Here is a 17,714-nt window from a genome sequence, read left to right on the forward strand (position 1 = left end):
ATTAACCAAAATATATGTATTTATGTATCTAAAAGATATTATACGAGGAGTGAAAGATATGATAAAGATCGATCTGATCACCGGATTTTTAGGTGCCGGGAAGACAACTTTTATAAAAAAGTATGCTTCTTATCTGATGAAACAGGGAAAGAAGATCGGAATACTGGAAAATGATTTTGGCGCCATCAATGTGGATATGCTCCTTTTACAGGATTTAGAAGGGGATAACTGCACATTGGAAATGATCGCCGGAGGCTGTGACGCAGACTGCCACAGACGCAGATTTAAAACCAAGCTGATCGCAATGGCTATGGAAGGCTATGACCGGGTGATCGTAGAGCCGTCTGGCATTTATGATGTGGATGAATTTTTTGACACCCTTTATGAAGAGCCGTTAGACCGCTTTTATGAGCCGGGAAATGTGATCGCACTGGTGGATGCAGGCCTGGAAGAGGATCTTTCAAAAGAGGCAAAATATCTGCTGGCATCAGAAGTAGCAGATGCAGGCTGCGTGCTTTTCAGTAAATGCGATGAAGTGTCTCAAGAACAGTTGAAAGCCACCCTTTCTTATCTGAACCAGGCAATGGAACAGGTACATTGTAAACGAAGGTTTACCCTGGATCAGATCCTGTGCAAAAACTGGGAAGATCTGGAAGAGGCTGATTATAAGCGTCTGCTGAATTGTGAATACCGCATGGAAGATTATGAAAAAATGCATTTAGAACAGGGGAAAGTGTTTGATTCTCTGTACTATCTGAATTTTTCCATGGATCCGGATCAGCTAAAAACAGCAGTAGAAAATATGTTTAGGGATCCTTCCTGCGGAAAGATCTTTCGCATCAAAGGCTATATAAAAAAGGGAGAAAACGGCTGGTTGGAGTTAAATGCCACCAGCAGGGAATTTTCTCTGAAACCGGCGCCAAAAGGCCAGGAAGTGCTGATCGTTATTGGCGAAAACCTTTCAAAAGAGGCAGCAGCTCTTTATTTAGGCCGTAAACCGGATGTTTAAGCCAGGTTTTAAACAAAAAACAGTTTACAAAAGATAAGGGACAGGTTATAATATTTCCCGTTGGACAAGGACAGATATGGCAGAGTTGCAGATGCTCTGTGCATAAATAAAATGTTCTCACAAAATCAGGCACAGAAAGATTTTGAGAGGACATTAAGAAAAAGCTGATGGCTTCTGTGAGACAGATGGATTGCAGATGACATCAGCTTTTTTACGGTGACTTTCATCTGATCATGAAAGGAAATTATTATGGAACCATATTACTATACAAAGATGAGCAAGCCCCAACAGGCTGTCTACTATGCCATTTACCAGGGGCTCATGGCACTTTCCGACAGCTTCCAGGTGCCGAAATTAGAAGGACGGGAACTAAGCGACGTATTTTTCCAGCTGCGTTTGGACCATCCGGAGATCTTCTGGGCAGAGGGATTTCATTACCGGTATTATCAGGACTCGGCCAATATCACTTTTTTGCCGGAGTATATTTTTGAAAAAGGAAAGATCAAAGAACACCAGAAAGCATTAAAAGCCAGAGTGGAAAAGCTGGTCCGCCCTGCTATGAAGCTTTCGGAATGGGAAAAAGAAAAGTATGTACATGATTTTATCTGTGAAAATGTACATTATGATAAGTTAAAGAAATCTTATTCTCATGAGATCATCGGTCCTTTAGGACAGGGTGTAGGGGTATGTGAAGGGATCGCCAAATCTGTAAAAGTGCTTTGTGACGCCTTAGGTATCTGGTGTATGATCGCTATCTGCGGAAATAATCCTGAAAAAGGGATCAAATACCGTCATACCTGGAATATTGTAAAAATTGGCGGCACGTATTATCACCTGGATGCTACCTTTGACAATACGTTAGGTAAGCACAGCTTTGGTGCAAAGGAGATCCGCTACGATTACTTTAATCTGGATGATAAAAATATTTTCCGGGACCATGAGCCGCTGATCGCGCCGGCGCCGGCCTGTACGGACGGGGATCATTTTTATTACAAAGAGAAGAAAATGTCCTTTACAAAGACAGAAGATGTGTATAAACGTTCTCTTCAGGCGGCGAAAAAGGGAAAAATGCTTACCTTTCACTGGAGAGGCGGTTATCTTACAAGGGCAGTCCTGGACGAATTGCTGGATCTGATCAAAAAAGCAGGAGCAGAAAAGGGAAAAGTAGCCCGTATTGCTTTAAACTGGCCCCAGGCAGTGCTGCGTCTGGAGTATGTGGAAGATGGCCAGGAAAATGTTACTATGGAAGAGGCAAATGAAGGAGAGCAGGAGTGAGATTAGACTGTTCGGGAATGGAATTTGAAAAGCTGGCAGATCTGTTGGAACAGGGGCAGTTTGAACTTTTGAATCTGCCGGTTGGTGATGAGAGGAAAAAGCCATCGGATATCCGTCTGGTGTATATGATGAATGACACAGCGGAAAGCTTTCTGGTATTCCATGAGGCAGTGCTTACAGGAAATTACCTGCCGGATTACGAGGGAGAACTAAGCGCTTCCCTGGATAAAGAAGAAACAGATAACACGGACGCGGAAGGTGAAGAAAAGGGGCGGTATATCCTGGCGGTCCATCAGGGAGATACAGTCTGCACCCTGTTTTTTAAAGATATCAGCCTGGAATGTGAGCTGTATGATTATGGTGAGATCGGTCATTTCTGGGTGAAGGGATATGAGTATCTGCGCCAGTTAGAATATAAGATCGCTATTTTAGGGGATAAATGGGAATATCTGGGAGAAGATTGCTGCAGTGAAGAAGAGAAAAAACTGGCATCTTTAAGAGAATTTCCGCCTTTAAGTTATCTGTTTTATCCGGCAGCTTCACTGGCCTATGTAAGAGAAAAAGAAGAACCGTGGAAATGTTCGCCGCTGGCAGCAAAACTGGTGGAAGAGGCTGCAAAACAGGAGAAAGATACCTGGTTTGCAAAAATGGTATCCCTGTATAAAAGATACCCCGTCAGGGTACTTGCCAGATACATTGCCTGGATGTTTCACAGAGAAGCCCATAAGAGAGTAACCGATCATCTGATCCGGCAGATGGATCAGGCAGCGGTCATTTATCCAAGACGTTATTTTGGAGAAGAGAACGAAAAAAAGCATAAAATTCTGTTTGAAAAAGCCAACAAACGTAAAAGAGATCTTGAAAAACAGGGGATACAGGCGGAAATCTTTAGAGAAGAACCTTTTGCAAAAGGCGACGATGGACCCTTTAAAGTGTATGTAATGCAGTTTACAGTTAAGAAGGGAAATCGCATATCTGCAGTTGAAGAAATCCGATAATTGCAAATGATCATAACCACATACTGCTATGCATCAGCCCCGTGCGGCTGTTGGCAGGTTTTGCAGACAATATCTATTATATAAAAACAGCAGAGGAATTTACCCCTCTGCTGTTTTCGTTTCTAATAATTTCGTTAATTTTTCCAGTAAAACTTTCGCTTCCTCGCCCTGTTCCCGGATATAAGAAGCTTCCGGTACTTCAATATCATGGATCAGGGAATTTCGCATTTTTCGTAAAAAGGCGATCTGGTTAATACATTCTTTATCAAGCACTCCCAGTCGTTTTAAAGCGTTGATATTAAATACGCTTACGGAACGGGAACTGCGCTTGGTCACACGGTTTAAGAGATTTTCAAGAGGCACCCATTGGCCAAAGAAGTAGTTGATGGCTTCCTGATGTTCCACCGTTAAATTGGAGTCATCGGAGCGCAGCTTCTGGTATGCCTGGTATCTCTTTTCATTTCCGCTGATGATCTGGTCAATGATCTGCTGGGAAATGGTACGTTTGTCTTTTTCAAATTTTACAGACTTTACGATAGGTCCGATATCTTTTGCCCGTAATATCTTTAAGCTGCTTAAAAAGCGGAACAGCAGCTCAATATTTCCCATACGAAGCTTGATATCTTCCGGAAGGAAATTATTGCTTAAATAATTATATAAATAAGAGGCAAGCTCAAACTGATTGGCAAAAGTAGCTTTACTGTTCTGAATCCTTTCATTTCCAGCAGCCTGAAGCCGTTCCAGGGCGATTTCACCGGTAAGCACCAGACCATTTAATTCATCTAAGATAGCCAGTTCTTCCTCAGAAAGTGTTCCCTGCATAGGCTTATACACCAGGTCATGTTCCACCTCAGACCAGGCATGCATCAGGACAGAAGCTACCTGGATCTCGATCCTGGCAGCGCAGTAGCGTTTTTCGGAAGGCTGTACCATTTCCTCTTTCATATGCACCCGGTAATGATTGGCCCAGTAGCCGGAAAAACGTTTGTTATAGGTAGGCGGTTTGGACTGTTCCGGGAACTGTTTGCGCTCGATCACCTGAAAAAGATCGCTGATCAGGGAGTCTACTTTTATGCGGTCACCTGGGAAATACAGGGACACACGGATGCCGCAAAGGTCAGCAATATCCTCGTAGATCTCTTTCATGTTCTTATAGGGAACCGTGCGCTTGACATTTCTGCGCAGTATCTTACTTTTTAAACGGCCGGGGTTTTTGATCCTGTAAGTGACCATAGCCCGGATACCGGCTGACTGTAAGGCATCTTCCAGTTGAGAAGAGGAAATACGTCCCAGATTTTCATAAAAAGTAAGTTTCTTTTTATAGTTTTCAATAAACTGGTTGATCAGATCCATAAATCCTCCTTTGCAGTCGGATATCTGTAAAAATACAGATATAGTAATTTTCAGAATTTTCTGTCACTATTATAGCACAGGAGCAATCGCTCTGCAAGAAAGAGAGCAGTATCCGGGGGGAAAATGATCATGGTCCAGCCAAAATATCTTAATGAGAAAAATTATGGGAACAGCCTACTTGACAATATACCCTGGTGGGGTATATAATGCGTATATTCCCAGGGGAATGGTGGGAAAATAAAGGAGAAAGACAGGAACGTTTATGGAAGAAGAAAAATGCTGCTGTTGCCACCATAAAACAAAAGAGCGTTCAGAAAAGGAATACAAAGACCTGATCCACCGCTTAAACCGCATTGAAGGCCAGATACGGGGAATTAAAGGGATGGTGGAAAAGGACGCTTATTGTCCGGACATATTAATACAGGTGGCTGCAGCCAATGCAGCGTTAAACAGTTTTAATAAGGTCCTTCTTGCAAATCATATCAGGACCTGTGTAGCAGAAGATATAAGAGCGGGAAAAGATGAGGTGATCGATGAACTGGTGACCACCTTGCAGAAACTTATGAAATAAGTGGAGAGGAAAATGAAGGTTCCGCCTGCGTCAGCAGGCAGTGGAGCACGACCGTGTGTGGAACCTAAACAGGTATGAACAGGTATAAGAAAGGAGCCAGTAATACAATGAAGCAGTATACAGTAACGGGAATGAGCTGTGCAGCCTGCAGCACCCGTGTAGAAAAGGCGGTTTCCAAGGTGCCGGGAGTAACTTCCTGCTCTGTCAGCCTTTTAACCAACTCCATGGGCGTGGAAGGAAGTGCCACAGACCAGGAGATCATAAAAGCAGTAGCAGATGCAGGCTATGGCGCGTCTGCAAAAGATGCCGAAGGAGAAAAAAACGGTGGAGCAAACAGCGCTGCAGCTTCTGAAGAGGCCCTTGCAGACCATGAAACTCCTATTTTAAAGAAACGTTTATTATATTCCGTAGGTTTTTTACTTGTCCTTATGTATTTCTCCATGGGACATATGATGTGGAACTGGCCGCTGCCGGCATTTATGGACGGCAACCATGTGATGATGGGTCTGGTACAGCTGTATCTGACAGTGATCATTATGGTCATCAACCAGAAGTTCTTTATTAACGGTTTTAAGAGCCTGTTCCATGGTGCTCCAAACATGGACACCTTAGTAGCCTTAGGTTCCTTTGCCTCCTTCGGCTACAGCTCCTATGCACTGTTTGCCATGACTTATGCTGAACATCAGGGAGATGCAGAGGCAGTGATGGGCTACATGCATGAATTCTACTTTGAGTCCGCTGCCATGATCCTGACACTGATCACAGTCGGAAAAATGTTAGAGGCCCGTTCCAAAGGAAAGACTACAGATGCCTTAAAGAGCCTGATGAAGCTGTCACCAAAGACTGCCGTAGTGGAAAAAGAGGGAAAAGAAACAGAAGTACCTGTTGAACAGGTACGCATCGGTGATGTATTTGTTGTCCGCCCTGGTGAAAATATACCGGTAGATGGTGTCGTATTAGAAGGAAACAGCGCTGTAAACGAAGCTGCTCTTACAGGTGAAAGTATTCCTGTAGACAAGCAGGCAGGAGACCGTGTTTCCGCAGCCACCATTAACCAGTCCGGTTTTATCCGCTGTGAAGCTACCCGCGTAGGAGAAGATACTACACTCTCCCAGATCATCCGTATGGTCAGTGACGCGGCAGCTACCAAGGCACCCATCGCAAAAGTGGCAGATAAAGTTTCCGGTATTTTCGTTCCTGCTGTTATTTCCATTGCAGTGCTGACGGTTATTGTATGGCTGATCGCAGGTGAAAGCGTTGGTTTTGCCCTTGCAAGAGGTATTTCTGTTCTGGTTATCAGCTGCCCTTGTGCTTTGGGACTTGCAACACCGGTTGCGATCATGGTAGGAAATGGTATGGGTGCAAAGAACGGTATCCTCTTTAAGACTGCCGTTTCCCTGGAAGAAACAGGAAAAGTTGAGATCGTTGCATTAGATAAAACAGGAACCATTACAAGTGGTGAGCCAAAAGTAACAGATGTACTGGCGGCAGATGGAACTTCAGAAGAAGAGCTGTTAAAATTAGCATATTCACTGGAAAGCAGGAGCGAGCATCCGTTAGCAAAGGCGATCGTAGCCTATGGGGCAGAAAAACAGGCAGAACAGATCCCGGTTAGTGAATTTAAGGCACTTCCGGGAAATGGCCTGGAAGGAAAAGTGGGAGATGCGGATGTAAAAGGCGGCAGCCTGAAATTTGCACAGAGCCAGACGGAGATATCCGAAAAGATAAAAAGCCAGGCAGAAAAACTGGCAGAAGAGGGAAAAACACCTCTTATGTTCTTAAAAAATGGTATACTTGCAGGTATGATCGCAGTTGCCGATGTGATCAGAGAAGACAGCCCACAGGCAGTAAAAGAGCTGCAGAATATGGGTATTGAAGTAGTTATGCTGACCGGTGATAATGAACGCACAGCCAAGGCCATTGGCCGCCAGGCCGGCGTAGACCGTGTCATCGCAGGCGTTCTTCCGGATGGTAAGGAAGAAGTGATCCGCAGGTTAAAAGAACAGGGAAAAGTTGCCATGGTTGGTGACGGTATCAATGATGCCCCTGCTCTCACAAGAGCGGATATGGGTATTGCCATTGGAGCCGGTGCAGACGTTGCCATTGACGCAGCAGATGTCGTTCTGGTAAAGAGCCGCTTAAGTGATGTGCCCGCAGCCATCCGTTTAAGCCGCGGAACCCTTAGAAACATCCATGAAAACCTGTTCTGGGCCTTCTTCTACAATGTGATCGGTATCCCCCTTGCAGCAGGTATCTGGATCCCCATCTTTGGATGGAAGTTAAACCCGATGTTTGGTGCAGCAGCCATGAGCTTATCCAGCTTCTGCGTTGTGACCAATGCATTAAGGCTGAATTTATTAAATATCAAAGACAGCCGCAAAGATAAGAAGATCCGCCGTAAAGCAGCCGCTCCTGCAGGAGCAGTAGTTGCTGCGGCAGAAATAAATACAGAAACAAAAAAGGAGAACAAAACAATGACAAAGACTATGAAAATTGAGGGAATGATGTGCGGACACTGCGAGGCAGCTGTTAAGAAGGCTCTGGAAGCATTAGACGGAGTAGCGAGCGCAGAAGTAAGCCACGAAAAGGGAACTGCTGTTGTAACCTTAGATAAGGACGTAGATAATGCAGTCCTTACAAAGGCAGTAGAAGATAAGGATTATAAGGTAGTTTCTGTTCAGTAAGCGATCATAGATGAACAAAAATGAATAAAATAGTATAAAATACAAAATAGTATAAAATGAATGAAAGAAACGCAGGAACCGGTCCGAAAAGATGGGTTTCTGCGTTTTTTGTGCCACGGCACATTCTTTTTATAAATTTAGTATATAAAAAAATCAGGGAAGAGGTGTTACGTCTGTCCGTTTGCGTGGGGATTTGTTGATCTCAAAATCTTTTTTAATGACTTCGTTGTAAACAGAGATCACATGGTAAAATGCCTCGATCTCTTCGGCGCTGCACTGTTTCTGAAGCTGGGACATGGTCTTGGCGATATCCAGGATATCATACATTTTATGTGCCTTACTGACACGGGAACCTTCTGCTGTCACATATAGATAAAGGTTTTTCGCGTTTCCATCTTTTTTGCGCTTTTCGATCAGTTCCAGTTTTTCTAATTTAGTAAGGATCTGGGAAATAGTTCCCTTTGTTTTATCCCAGTACTGGATCAGTTCACCGGAAGAGGTTCCGGGATGGTCTTCAATATAACTGAGTGTGTGGACTTCCATCATGGTAAGCGTATAGTTATCACCATACTGGTGTGCGGACATGATGTAGTCATTATAATGCATAAAGAAGGCGATGCGCTTCTGATCCAGCAGCCGGTTTACTATCCATTCCGCGAAGTGATCGAAGATAACGGAAGAATTTTTGTAAATAACCAGCTGCATTATGAAGATGGAAAATACACCATTGATTTTGAAGATTTTGAAAAGAAGATCGTAGATAACAATGTAAAAGTATTTATCCTGTGCAATCCTCACAACCCTGTTGGCAGAGTATGGACAAAAGAAGAACTGGAGAAAATGGGAGATATCTGCTTAAAGCACAATGTAGTGATCATGGATGATGAGATCCATTGTGACTTTACATATCCTGGCTTCAAATTTACAAGCTTCATGACTCTGGATAAAAAGTACCATAACAGTCTGGTACTGTATACTTCTCCAAGTAAGACTTTTAACGTAGCAGGACTTCAGCCAGCCAACATTATTATTAAAAATCAGGAACTCCGCGCAGCATACCGTAAGGCAAATGTAGCAGCAGGTTACAGCCAGGGAAGCATTATGGGACAGGTTGCAGTAAAATCTGTTTATACAAAGGGTGATGAATGGGTAAATGAACTGGTAGAGTATATTACCGGAAATATGAATTACATGCGTGATTTCGTAAAGGAAAACTTCCCGAAGGCTCAATTCGTAGATCCTGAAGGAACCTATCTTACCTGGGTTGATTTTTCAGGATATGGTTTTACAGATGAAGAATTAGAGCACATTATGGTAGAAGAAGCACATCTCTGGTTAGACAGCGGTAAGGTATTCGGACCGGCAACTGCACAGTTTGAAAGATTTAACCTTGCATGCCCGAGAGCTACCGTAGTAAAGGCAATGGAGCAGTTAAAAGCTGCACTGGACAACCACACAAAGTGGGCATAGTCAGGGGGAGGATAAGAGATGAAAACTTTCTGGAATACATATAAATCGTCTATTTTACTGCTGGCAGCTATGGTAGCAGGCGGTGTGATTGGATTTTTCTGGGGACCTGGAGCAAGTGTGCTCCAGCCCATTGCCGATACATTTTTAAATCTGCTGTATTGCTGTGTTGTACCGCTGATCTTCTGTTCTTTAACAGCGGCGATCGCAAAAATGCAGGATCTTGCAAAACTCAGAAAGATCTTAATGATCTTCCTGATCGGTGTTATTGTCTCCGGTGTTATTGCATGCCTGTTTATGGTAGCTCCTTGTCTGGTCATTGATCCGGCGGAAGGTTCTACTGTTTCTTTAACACAGGATGTAGCAGATGCCAGTGGAAGCATGAATGTACTGGGAATGTTTACAGTCGGTGATTTCCCGCTTCTGTTCTCTAAATCTAACCTGATGGCACTGATCGTATTTACTGTTATTTTCTCTATTGCGATCATCCAGACCGGTGAAAAGGGCAAGCCGATCGTAGAAGCTATGGATCGCCTTACAGCAGCTATCGTAAACGTGATCAATATCGTTATGAAACTGGCCCCTTTAGGACTTGGCTGTTATTTTGCGATCCTGATCGGTTCTAACGGCAGTGATGTGATCGGACCGTTGTCAAAAGCAATTGTCATGTACCTGTTTGTGATCGTTGCCTATTATGTTGTTTCACAGACAGTATTTGCTTATATCGGTGGCGGCATGGAAGGTGTACGCATATGGTGGGCAACCTGCGTGCCATCTACCTTAACTGCTCTTGGTACCTGCTCTTCAGCAGCAACTCTGCCAGTTAATTTACAGCAGGCAAAGAAAATTGGTATTCCCGATGAGATTGCAGATCTTGTTATTCCTTTAGGTGCAAATCTTCACAAAGATGGCGCATGTGTGATCCAGATCATTAAGGTAGCGTTTTTATGCTCAGTATTCCATATGGAATATGCAACCCCACGAAACATTTTAATGTCTATCCTGGTAGCTGTTATCGCATCTGTTGTTATGGGAGGAATCCCTGCAGGCGGTTATGTAGCTGAGATCTTTATCATATCTGCATTCGGCTTCCCTACAGTAGCTATCCCGATCATGGTTCTCATCGGAACCATTACCGATGCACCGGCAACTGTAGTCAATGTAACAGGTGATACTGGACTTGTCATGGTCATTACAAGATTTGTAGAAGGAAAAGACTGGATCCACAGAAAAAAAATGGCACAAAAAGCAGCATAAAATAATAATATAACTACGCATCCCTCATGGTCGGACCGGATCTGACATATGGGGGGTATTGCGCGTTTCTTTACAAGCATTTATAATGGTTTAATGGGAATACAAAAATGCTTTGCAGAAGATGCAGGCACGAAAAGGAGAATTTCTTATGGAAAACAAGAAACTGGGGGCGTTGGCCTTTCTGCCGCTGATCATATTTTTAGGAACTTACATTGGTTGTGGTATTGTGTTTTCGGTTATGGGAGCGGAAAGTCCTTTTGGCTATTTCCCACGCCATGTAGCGTTGCTTGTGGGAATTGCGTCTGCCCTTATTCTGGCACCGGGGGTGAAGATTTCAGAGAAGGTAGATGTCCTTACGGAAAATATGGGCCGCAGCGGTGTTATGATGATCGTTCTGATCTATCTTATGCCAGCGGATTTCAGGGCGCAGCAGCAGCTATTGGCGGCAAGACTTCTGTTATTAACCTGTGTTTACACTATATTCCGGTCAAACTTCTGGTTCCTGGCGTATTTATGATGTGCTGCTTTATCTCTACAGCCATCGGAACATCCATGGGTACCATGGCAGCTATGGCTCCGGTTGCTTTGGGCGTAGCGGAAGGCGCAGGCTTAAATCCGGCTATCGTCTGTGCGGCAGTGATCGGCGGTTCTTATTTTGGTGATAACCTGTCCATGATCTCTGATACCACCATTGCAGCAGCAGAAGGCTGCGGATCTGAGATGCGTGATAAGTTCCGCATGAACTTCTTCATTGCCTTTCCGGCAGCTGTTCTTTCTCTGATCTTTTATGGATTTATAGGGGGAGCAGGCAGCGGAAGCATTGAAGTAGGTGCTTTTGACCTGTTCCAGATCGCTCCTTATATTGTCGTTTTAGTAACTGCGTTAATGGGTATCAATGTAGCTGTGGTACTGTTCATTGGTATTTTAATGACCTTTATTGTAGGACTCTTACAGGGAAATGTAGGCTTCTTTGATATCGCCATGGCAGTAGGTGATGGAATGGCTGATATGTTCAGCATCAGTATTGTTGCTATCCTGGTATCCGGTGTGATCGGTCTGGTACGGTATTACGGCGGTATTGAATGGATGATCGATACGATCACCAAAAAGATCAAAAACAGAAAACAGGCAGAATATGGTATCGGTATCCTTTCCGGTATTTTATCCGGTGCTATGGTCAATAATACGATTGCTATCATCGTTACCTGTCCTATTGCAAAAGAGATCGGCAGCAAGTACAAGATCGCGCCAAAGCGTCTGGCAAGCCTGGTAGATATTTTTGCCTGTGCATTCTTAGCTGTTATGCCTCATGACGGCGGTATGCTGATGACATCTGAAATGGCGAACATATCCCCGTTTGCTATCCTGCCATACTCTGTTTACCCATTATTCCTGATTATTGCAACCTGCATCACGATCCAGGCAGGACTTTTAAGGACAGCGGAAGAAAAACAGAAAAAATAGGCAGAAAAAGCAATAATAAAATAGGATTTTTCGGTAAAATAGACAAAGACCGAAAGAAAGTGCATTGACTTATAGGGGTAATGATGATATTATAGCTCTATCGTTATTTTCTTGATAATATTGGTTGCTCTAAGGCAACACGCAAAACCAATTTTGAACGATATTATGTGAAACAGATATTTGTTCAAAATTGGTTTTTGTTTTAAGGGGGAATTATTATGTTTCAGGGAATTAAAAAATTATTCGGTGGAAAAAAAGAGGAAGGCCAGATCCTTGCACCTGTAGCCGGTCAGGCAGTGCCTTTAAGCGAGGTGCCGGATCCTGCATTTGCCCAGGAGATACTGGGAAAAGGCGTAGCCATCCTGCCTTCGGAAAATGAATTTAAAGCGCCTGCATCCGGAGAGGTAACTGTATTATTTGAAACCGGACATGCGGTCAGTATCCGTACAGAGAGCGGTGCAGATGTGATCGTTCACATTGGCTTAGACACTGTGAATTTAAAGGGGCAGTTCTTTATCACCCATGTAAAACAGGGTGACACAGTAAAGGCAGGGGATCTGCTGATTACAGCAGATATAGAGCAGATCAAAGCAGCGGGTTATGAGGTAATAACACCGGTGATCGTCTGCAATGTTTCTGATTTCCCGGATATGGTATGCCATACGGGAAAAGCCGTAAAAGCCATGGACGAGATCATTACTCTGTAATGAACATCAACATGGATATAAAGGGGATTTGAAACCAGGAGAAGGGTTCAAATAAATAAGCCGGGATAAAAAAACGGCAACAAAAGAAAGGGGTTTTTAGTTATGATGAAGTTCTTTCAGAAACTTGGTAAGTCACTGATGCTTCCAGTGGCGTGTCTGCCAGTATGTGGTATCCTTATGGGTATCGGATACATCCTGGCACCGGCAGCTATGGCAGGTGAGGTTCAGGGATTTACTGCGGGGGGCTTAGCTTACTCAATCGGACTGTTCCTGATCAAAGCAGGGGGTGCGTTGATCGATAACATGTCCTGGCTGTTTGCAGTAGGTGTAGCCGTAGGTATGGCAGATGACTCAGATGGTACAGCAGGTCTGGCAGGTCTTGTTTCCATGTACATGATCACCACACTGTTAAGTCCCGGTGCTGTTGCCGGTATTACCGGACATGAGGCAGCACCTGCATTTGGAAAGATCGTCAACCAGTTCGTTGGTATTCTTTCCGGTCTCATCGGTTCTGCATGTTACAACAAATATAAGACTGTAAAACTGCCGGATGCACTGGCATTCTTCAGCGGCAAGAGAGCAGTTGCGATCTTTACAGCTATTTATTCCATAGTTGCAGCTTTAGTCCTGTTTGTTGTATGGCCTCTGGTTTACGGTGGTCTGGTAGCATTAGGCGAAGCATTTATCGGAATGGGTGCTGTTGGAGCAGGTATCTATGCATTCTTTAACCGGCTTCTGATCCCATTTGGCCTGCACCATGCGTTAAACTCTGTATTCTGGTTTGACGTAGCAGGTATCAGTGACCTGAGCAATTTCTGGGGCAATACCGGTGTTTACGGACAGACTGGTATGTACATGACCGGATTCTTCCCATTTATGATGTTCGGTCTTCCGGCAGCCTGCATTGCTATGTATCAGACTGCAAAACCTGGTAAGAAGAAAATTGTTTACGGACTTTTAGCTTCCGCAGCGTTCTGTTCTTTCTTTACAGGTGTTACAGAACCAATCGAGTTTTCCTTTATGTTCCTTGCTCCGGGACTGTATGTAGTACATGCTCTGTTAGCAGGTATTACAGCAGGTATCACCGTTGCCCTGCCGATCCGTGCAGGCTTCTCCTTCTCCGGCGGTGCTGTTGATATGGTACTCAGTTCCTTTACACCACTTGCAGAAAATCCATGGCTGCTGATCCCGGTAGGTCTGGCAGTTGGCGTTCTTTACTATGTTGTATTCCGTTTCGCAATTGCCAAGTTTAACTTAAAGACTCCGGGACGTGAAGATGATGATGCAGAAGAGTTAAAGGCAACTTTAGCAAACAATGATTATACTTCTGTTGCAAAGACAGTCCTGGAAGGCGTTGGCGGTCCTGAAAATGTGGCTTCCATTGACAACTGTATTACAAGACTTCGTCTGGAAGTAAAAGACTATACAAAGGTCAACGAAAAAGTGATCAAATCTGCCGGTGTTGCAGGTGTGATGCGTCCAAGCAAGACCTCTGTACAGGTTATCATCGGAACACAGGTACAGTTTGTAGCAGATGAATTTAAGAAGCTGTGCAAATAAAGAGTATCTGAAAAATTTATCTGGAAAATTAAGTTAGATCATATGGAAAAGATCGCAGCAAAGCGGCATTTAAAACGTCATTTTGCTGCGATCTTGTTTTATTTTCAGGTCATTGTTTTAAAAATTGTTTCTCAAGCATCCCTACTGCCTGATACAACACACAGGACAACAGGCAGAGCATGATCAGGGCGCTCATCAGTTTTGTCATCTCAAAGGTCTGGGAAGCATAGGTGATGAGGTAGCCAAGTCCTGCTTTGGCGCTTAAAAATTCCCCGATGATCACACCGACCAGACAGAGACCGATATTTACTTTCATAGTGCTCATTAACAGAGGAAGGCTTCCAGGAAGAAGAACCTTGGTAAGTACCTCTTTTTTTGCGCCGCCTAAGGCATAGATCAAACGTATTTTGTCTGGATCCATCTGGTTAAAGCCTGTATACAGAGTCATAACAGAGCCAAAAACAGCAATGGACACAGCGGCTACGATAACTGTGCGCATACGGTTTCCAAGCCATACTAAAAGAAGAGGGGCGAGAGCCGATTTTGGAAGACTGTTTAAAAGTACCAGAAACGGTTCAAAAATCTGGGCTGCAAAAGGACTGGACCAGAGAAAAAGGGCAGTTAAAAGGCTGATAAGGGTACATAAAAGAAAGCTTAAAAGGGTTTCTGTTAAGGTTACCCCTGTATGGAGAAAAAGGCTCTTATCAAGAAGCATGTTCCACAGACAGAAAAGGATCTGGGAAGGGGAACTGAAGATAAAGCGGTTGATCAGGCCAAGAGAGGCAGTCAGCTCCCAGAGGGATAAAAACAGGATCAGAATCATTATACGGCAGATCCGGATCTGGCGGGTCTGCAAAAGGAGGCGGGCTTCATATTCCTGCTGTCTGGTCATCTTTTATCAGCTCCTTCCATAAAGTATTAAAGTAATGGGAAAATTCCGGACAGTTGCGCCTTTTTAGGGGGCTGTTACAGTCATCAGGAAAAGAAAGGTAAAGGACTGTGCGGATACGGCCGGGTCTGGGAGTGAGGACGATAATACGGTCAGCAAAACTGATAGCTTCTGACAGGTCGTGGGTCACTAAAATAGCAGTCTTTCCATTTTTCCTTAAAATAGAGCTGATATCATCACATACCATAAGCCTTGTCTGATGATCAAGGGCAGAAAATGGCTCATCTAATAAAAGCAGATCCGGTTTCAGTGCCAGTGTACGTATGAGAGCGGCTCTCTGACGCATACCTCCGGAAAGGGCAGAGGGCTTTGCGTGTTCAAAACCGGCAAGTCCATAGTCAGAGAGCAGGTCAGAAAGTTCCTGTTTTGTTTCAGTATTCAATTTTTTCTGGATCTCAAGTCCAAGGGAAACATTGGAAAAAATATCCCGCCATTCAAAAAGGTGGTCCTTCTGGAACATACAGCCGATCCCGGTGGCATTTTTGGGATTTTTTTCCAAAAGTTCCCCATCCAGAAAAATGGCGCCTGCTTCCGGCATGTTCAGTCCGCATAAGAGAGATAAAAGAGTGGATTTTCCGCAGCCGGAAGGACCTACAATGGCTATAAATTCTCCGGTATCTACGTTAAAAGAAATATCAGAAAGGGCCAGCGTTTCCCTGTTTTTACTATGGTAGGAAAAGCTGACCCTGGAAACCTGCAATTTGGGTTTCATAGAAAGGCTCCGAAAAGAAACGTTCTTGCTTTAATATACGTTACTGTTCTGGTTCTGGTGCAGGTGTTTCATTTTGTGTATGTCCGTAATTCCATGTAACAGGAGTAGGACGGGAAGGATCAAAGATCTGGGAAGCGTCAAACAGATCGCTTAAACGCTTTTTAGCAGGATCTTCCTGGATCATATCTTCGTACAGGCGGTAACCATCCAGGTTTCTTCTGGCCATTCGCAGATAATCAGGTCCCTTCTGGATCCATGCAGGCTTGCTGGCATCTACATTACAGAAGTAGCGGAAACCTTTGGAAGCAAGGTACTGGTAACGATAGTTTTCCTCTGTATACGGGTGCCAGTCAGCAACATCGTTTCCATTAGGATAGATGTAAATATCGGTCGGTCCGATCAGGGACTCCACCTCATTTTTCCATTTATCCGTATCTGTGTAGAAACGTTCATCACTGATTTTGTATGGATTTTCCGGATCGTCGGAAACGCCCATCCACAGGTGTCCCCAGCTGTGACTTGCCAGTTCCCAGCCGTCATCCCGTAAGCACTGGGCTACCCTGGCAGCCTGCTCTTTCTCGCTTTCATAATCTGGGGTTTCGCTGTAGGAAGAAGCAGTGCGGTATCCTAAGATCCCTTCATAACCGGTAAGTGCGATAATAGCCTTGGCTCCTTTGTAGGAGAAATCCGGGTGCTCATCAATAAAGTCGTTTAAAAGAGGGATCAGGTCATAAGAACCTGTGGAAATGCTGCCGTCATCCATTTTCATTTCGCAGGTAGGCCGTCCGTCCTCGCCGACTACGATCTTGCTTGCAAATCCGTCTCCATCCATATATGGATAGTAGCATACGTCATCCTGGGACATAACAATGGGCTTTTTGCCTTCCGGCAGCATGATCGTTCCCCAGGTGAAAGCAGGATTTCCGTTTTCATCTGTTGTTTCGTAGGCAATATCGTGGATGCGCACTAAAACGTAGCCGTCATTGTAAAGGGCATCTAATATTTTTAAGAACTCATCCTTGGTAGTCATAACGGAATTATATCCTTCCATACGGGAGTCACCGTCAAATGCTTTGGAAGTGTCCATGATCAGAGAGTGGAAAAATACATGGGTCACATTTTTTACATCTGCAGCTACCAGAGAGTCCTTTTGGGACTGGAAGGAAGCAAGGGCTTCGCTGATCCGTGGATCGGACTGAATGGAAGGATCCTGGGACAGAAGTTCCATTGCTTTGTCGTAGTCATAACCTTTTGCCAGACGGTCTGCCTGATCGATCAATTGCCCAATGGGATCGTCGGAATCAGCTTCTGCTGATGCAGACGGGGTCCCGTTGCTTTTCGTAGCTTCAGAAGCAGTGGCAAAAACCGGACGGTCTCCAGGCTGCTTTTTTAAAACAAAGCGTGAAAAGGCAAAAATACCGCCCCCGAGAACAAGGGCGATCACAAAAAGAACTATAAAAGTAGGAAGGTGGCGGGACAAATGGAAGAAAAATCCCCGGCGGTTCCGTCTCTTTCTAAAATTTAAATTACTCATAAAATCTCCTGGTCATATTTCTGATAATCATATTGCTTGTGGTATTGTTGAAATTCCTTTAAGTCTATACAGTATAGCATAAAATACGCCTGTTGGATATAACATATAGTCCTTTTTGTTGATTTTTTAACATCTCCGTGGTATTCTAAGAAATGAAGTAAAATTCAACAGAAT

The 17,714-nt window shown here is 44.1% G+C and carries 16 protein-coding genes; 11 read left to right on the plus strand and 5 right to left on the minus strand.

The genetic code is table 11. From position 1 onward, the window contains the following. The first annotated feature begins 58 nt into the window (after window positions 1-58). The 3 genes from DW251_RS09990 (at window position 59) to DW251_RS10000 (ending at window position 3,282) form a co-directional block, all read left to right on the plus strand. A complete protein-coding gene (locus DW251_RS09990; RefSeq protein ID WP_021869117.1) occupies window positions 59-1,009 on the plus strand; it encodes a GTP-binding protein in 951 nt (316 codons plus the stop codon). A gap of 249 nt (window positions 1,010-1,258) precedes the next feature. Next, window positions 1,259-2,284 carry a transglutaminase domain-containing protein gene (locus DW251_RS09995; protein ID WP_021869116.1) on the plus strand — a complete coding sequence of 342 codons (1,026 nt, stop codon included), beginning with the start codon at window positions 1,259-1,261 and terminating at the stop codon, window positions 2,282-2,284. Beyond that, complete coding sequence (locus tag DW251_RS10000; RefSeq protein ID WP_118300942.1) at window positions 2,281-3,282, plus strand: DUF3878 family protein; 1,002 nt, start codon at window positions 2,281-2,283, stop codon at window positions 3,280-3,282. The genes DW251_RS09995 and DW251_RS10000 overlap by 4 nt, the downstream gene beginning before the upstream one ends. A gap of 99 nt (window positions 3,283-3,381) precedes the next feature. On the opposite strand, the gene DW251_RS10005 is transcribed toward DW251_RS10000, so the two are convergent. After that, complete coding sequence (locus tag DW251_RS10005) at window positions 3,382-4,635, minus strand: RelA/SpoT domain-containing protein (RefSeq protein ID WP_118300944.1); 1,254 nt, start codon at window positions 4,633-4,635, stop codon at window positions 3,382-3,384. 262 nt (window positions 4,636-4,897) lie between these two features. On the opposite strand from DW251_RS10005, the gene DW251_RS10010 reads away from it, so the two are divergent. Together DW251_RS10010 and DW251_RS10015 are read left to right on the plus strand one after the other, a co-directional pair. Further along, entirely contained in the window at window positions 4,898-5,206 is a 309-nt protein-coding gene (locus DW251_RS10010) for a metal-sensing transcriptional repressor (RefSeq protein ID WP_021869113.1), read from the plus strand. A gap of 107 nt (window positions 5,207-5,313) precedes the next feature. Then, window positions 5,314-7,890 carry a heavy metal translocating P-type ATPase gene (locus DW251_RS10015; protein ID WP_118300946.1) on the plus strand — a complete coding sequence of 859 codons (2,577 nt, stop codon included), beginning with the start codon at window positions 5,314-5,316 and terminating at the stop codon, window positions 7,888-7,890. 153 nt (window positions 7,891-8,043) lie between these two features. On the opposite strand, the gene DW251_RS10020 is transcribed toward DW251_RS10015, so the two are convergent. After that, entirely contained in the window at window positions 8,044-8,496 is a 453-nt protein-coding gene (locus DW251_RS10020) for a MarR family transcriptional regulator (protein WP_243034916.1), read from the minus strand. Here DW251_RS10020 and DW251_RS10025 point away from each other — a divergent pair. From DW251_RS10025 to nagE, 6 genes are all read left to right on the plus strand, one after another. After that, window positions 8,491-9,360 carry an aminotransferase class I/II-fold pyridoxal phosphate-dependent enzyme gene (locus DW251_RS10025; protein WP_243034917.1) on the plus strand — a complete coding sequence of 290 codons (870 nt, stop codon included), beginning with the start codon at window positions 8,491-8,493 and terminating at the stop codon, window positions 9,358-9,360. The genes DW251_RS10020 and DW251_RS10025 overlap by 6 nt on opposite strands. 18 nt (window positions 9,361-9,378) lie before the next feature. Further along, window positions 9,379-10,614, plus strand: coding sequence for a dicarboxylate/amino acid:cation symporter (locus DW251_RS10030; RefSeq protein ID WP_118300950.1), 1,236 nt, complete (start codon window positions 9,379-9,381; stop codon window positions 10,612-10,614). Between the two features lie 148 nt (window positions 10,615-10,762). Continuing rightward, complete coding sequence (locus DW251_RS18305; RefSeq protein WP_243034923.1) at window positions 10,763-11,131, plus strand: hypothetical protein; 369 nt, start codon at window positions 10,763-10,765, stop codon at window positions 11,129-11,131. Next, on the plus strand, window positions 11,080-12,078 hold the full coding sequence (locus DW251_RS10035) for a Na+/H+ antiporter NhaC family protein (RefSeq protein ID WP_243034919.1): 999 nt from the start codon (window positions 11,080-11,082) through the stop codon (window positions 12,076-12,078). Before DW251_RS18305 ends, DW251_RS10035 begins: the two co-directional genes overlap by 52 nt. Window positions 12,079-12,296: 218 nt before the next feature. Continuing rightward, complete coding sequence (locus tag DW251_RS10040) at window positions 12,297-12,785, plus strand: PTS glucose transporter subunit IIA (RefSeq protein ID WP_021869107.1); 489 nt, start codon at window positions 12,297-12,299, stop codon at window positions 12,783-12,785. A gap of 102 nt (window positions 12,786-12,887) precedes the next feature. Further along, window positions 12,888-14,345, plus strand: a complete 1,458-nt coding sequence (nagE, locus tag DW251_RS10045) for an N-acetylglucosamine-specific PTS transporter subunit IIBC (protein ID WP_021869106.1) — start codon at window positions 12,888-12,890, stop codon at window positions 14,343-14,345. A gap of 109 nt (window positions 14,346-14,454) precedes the next feature. Here nagE and DW251_RS10050 read toward each other — a convergent pair whose 3' ends face one another. From DW251_RS10050 to DW251_RS10060, 3 genes are read right to left on the minus strand one after another with little or no spacing between them, the layout of a single operon-like run. Beyond that, a complete protein-coding gene (locus tag DW251_RS10050) occupies window positions 14,455-15,237 on the minus strand; it encodes an ABC transporter permease (protein ID WP_021869105.1) in 783 nt (260 codons plus the stop codon). Then, on the minus strand, window positions 15,215-16,006 hold the full coding sequence (locus DW251_RS10055; RefSeq protein WP_118300952.1) for an ATP-binding cassette domain-containing protein: 792 nt from the start codon (window positions 16,004-16,006) through the stop codon (window positions 15,215-15,217). The genes DW251_RS10050 and DW251_RS10055 overlap by 23 nt, the downstream gene beginning before the upstream one ends. 40 nt (window positions 16,007-16,046) lie before the next feature. Next, a complete protein-coding gene (locus DW251_RS10060) occupies window positions 16,047-17,540 on the minus strand; it encodes a polysaccharide deacetylase (protein ID WP_118300954.1) in 1,494 nt (497 codons plus the stop codon). Between the last annotated feature and the right edge of the window lie 174 nt (window positions 17,541-17,714).

The sequence above is a fragment of the Clostridium sp. AM22-11AC genome, assembly GCF_003473545.1.
Lineage (GTDB): Bacteria > Bacillota > Clostridia > Lachnospirales > Lachnospiraceae > Enterocloster.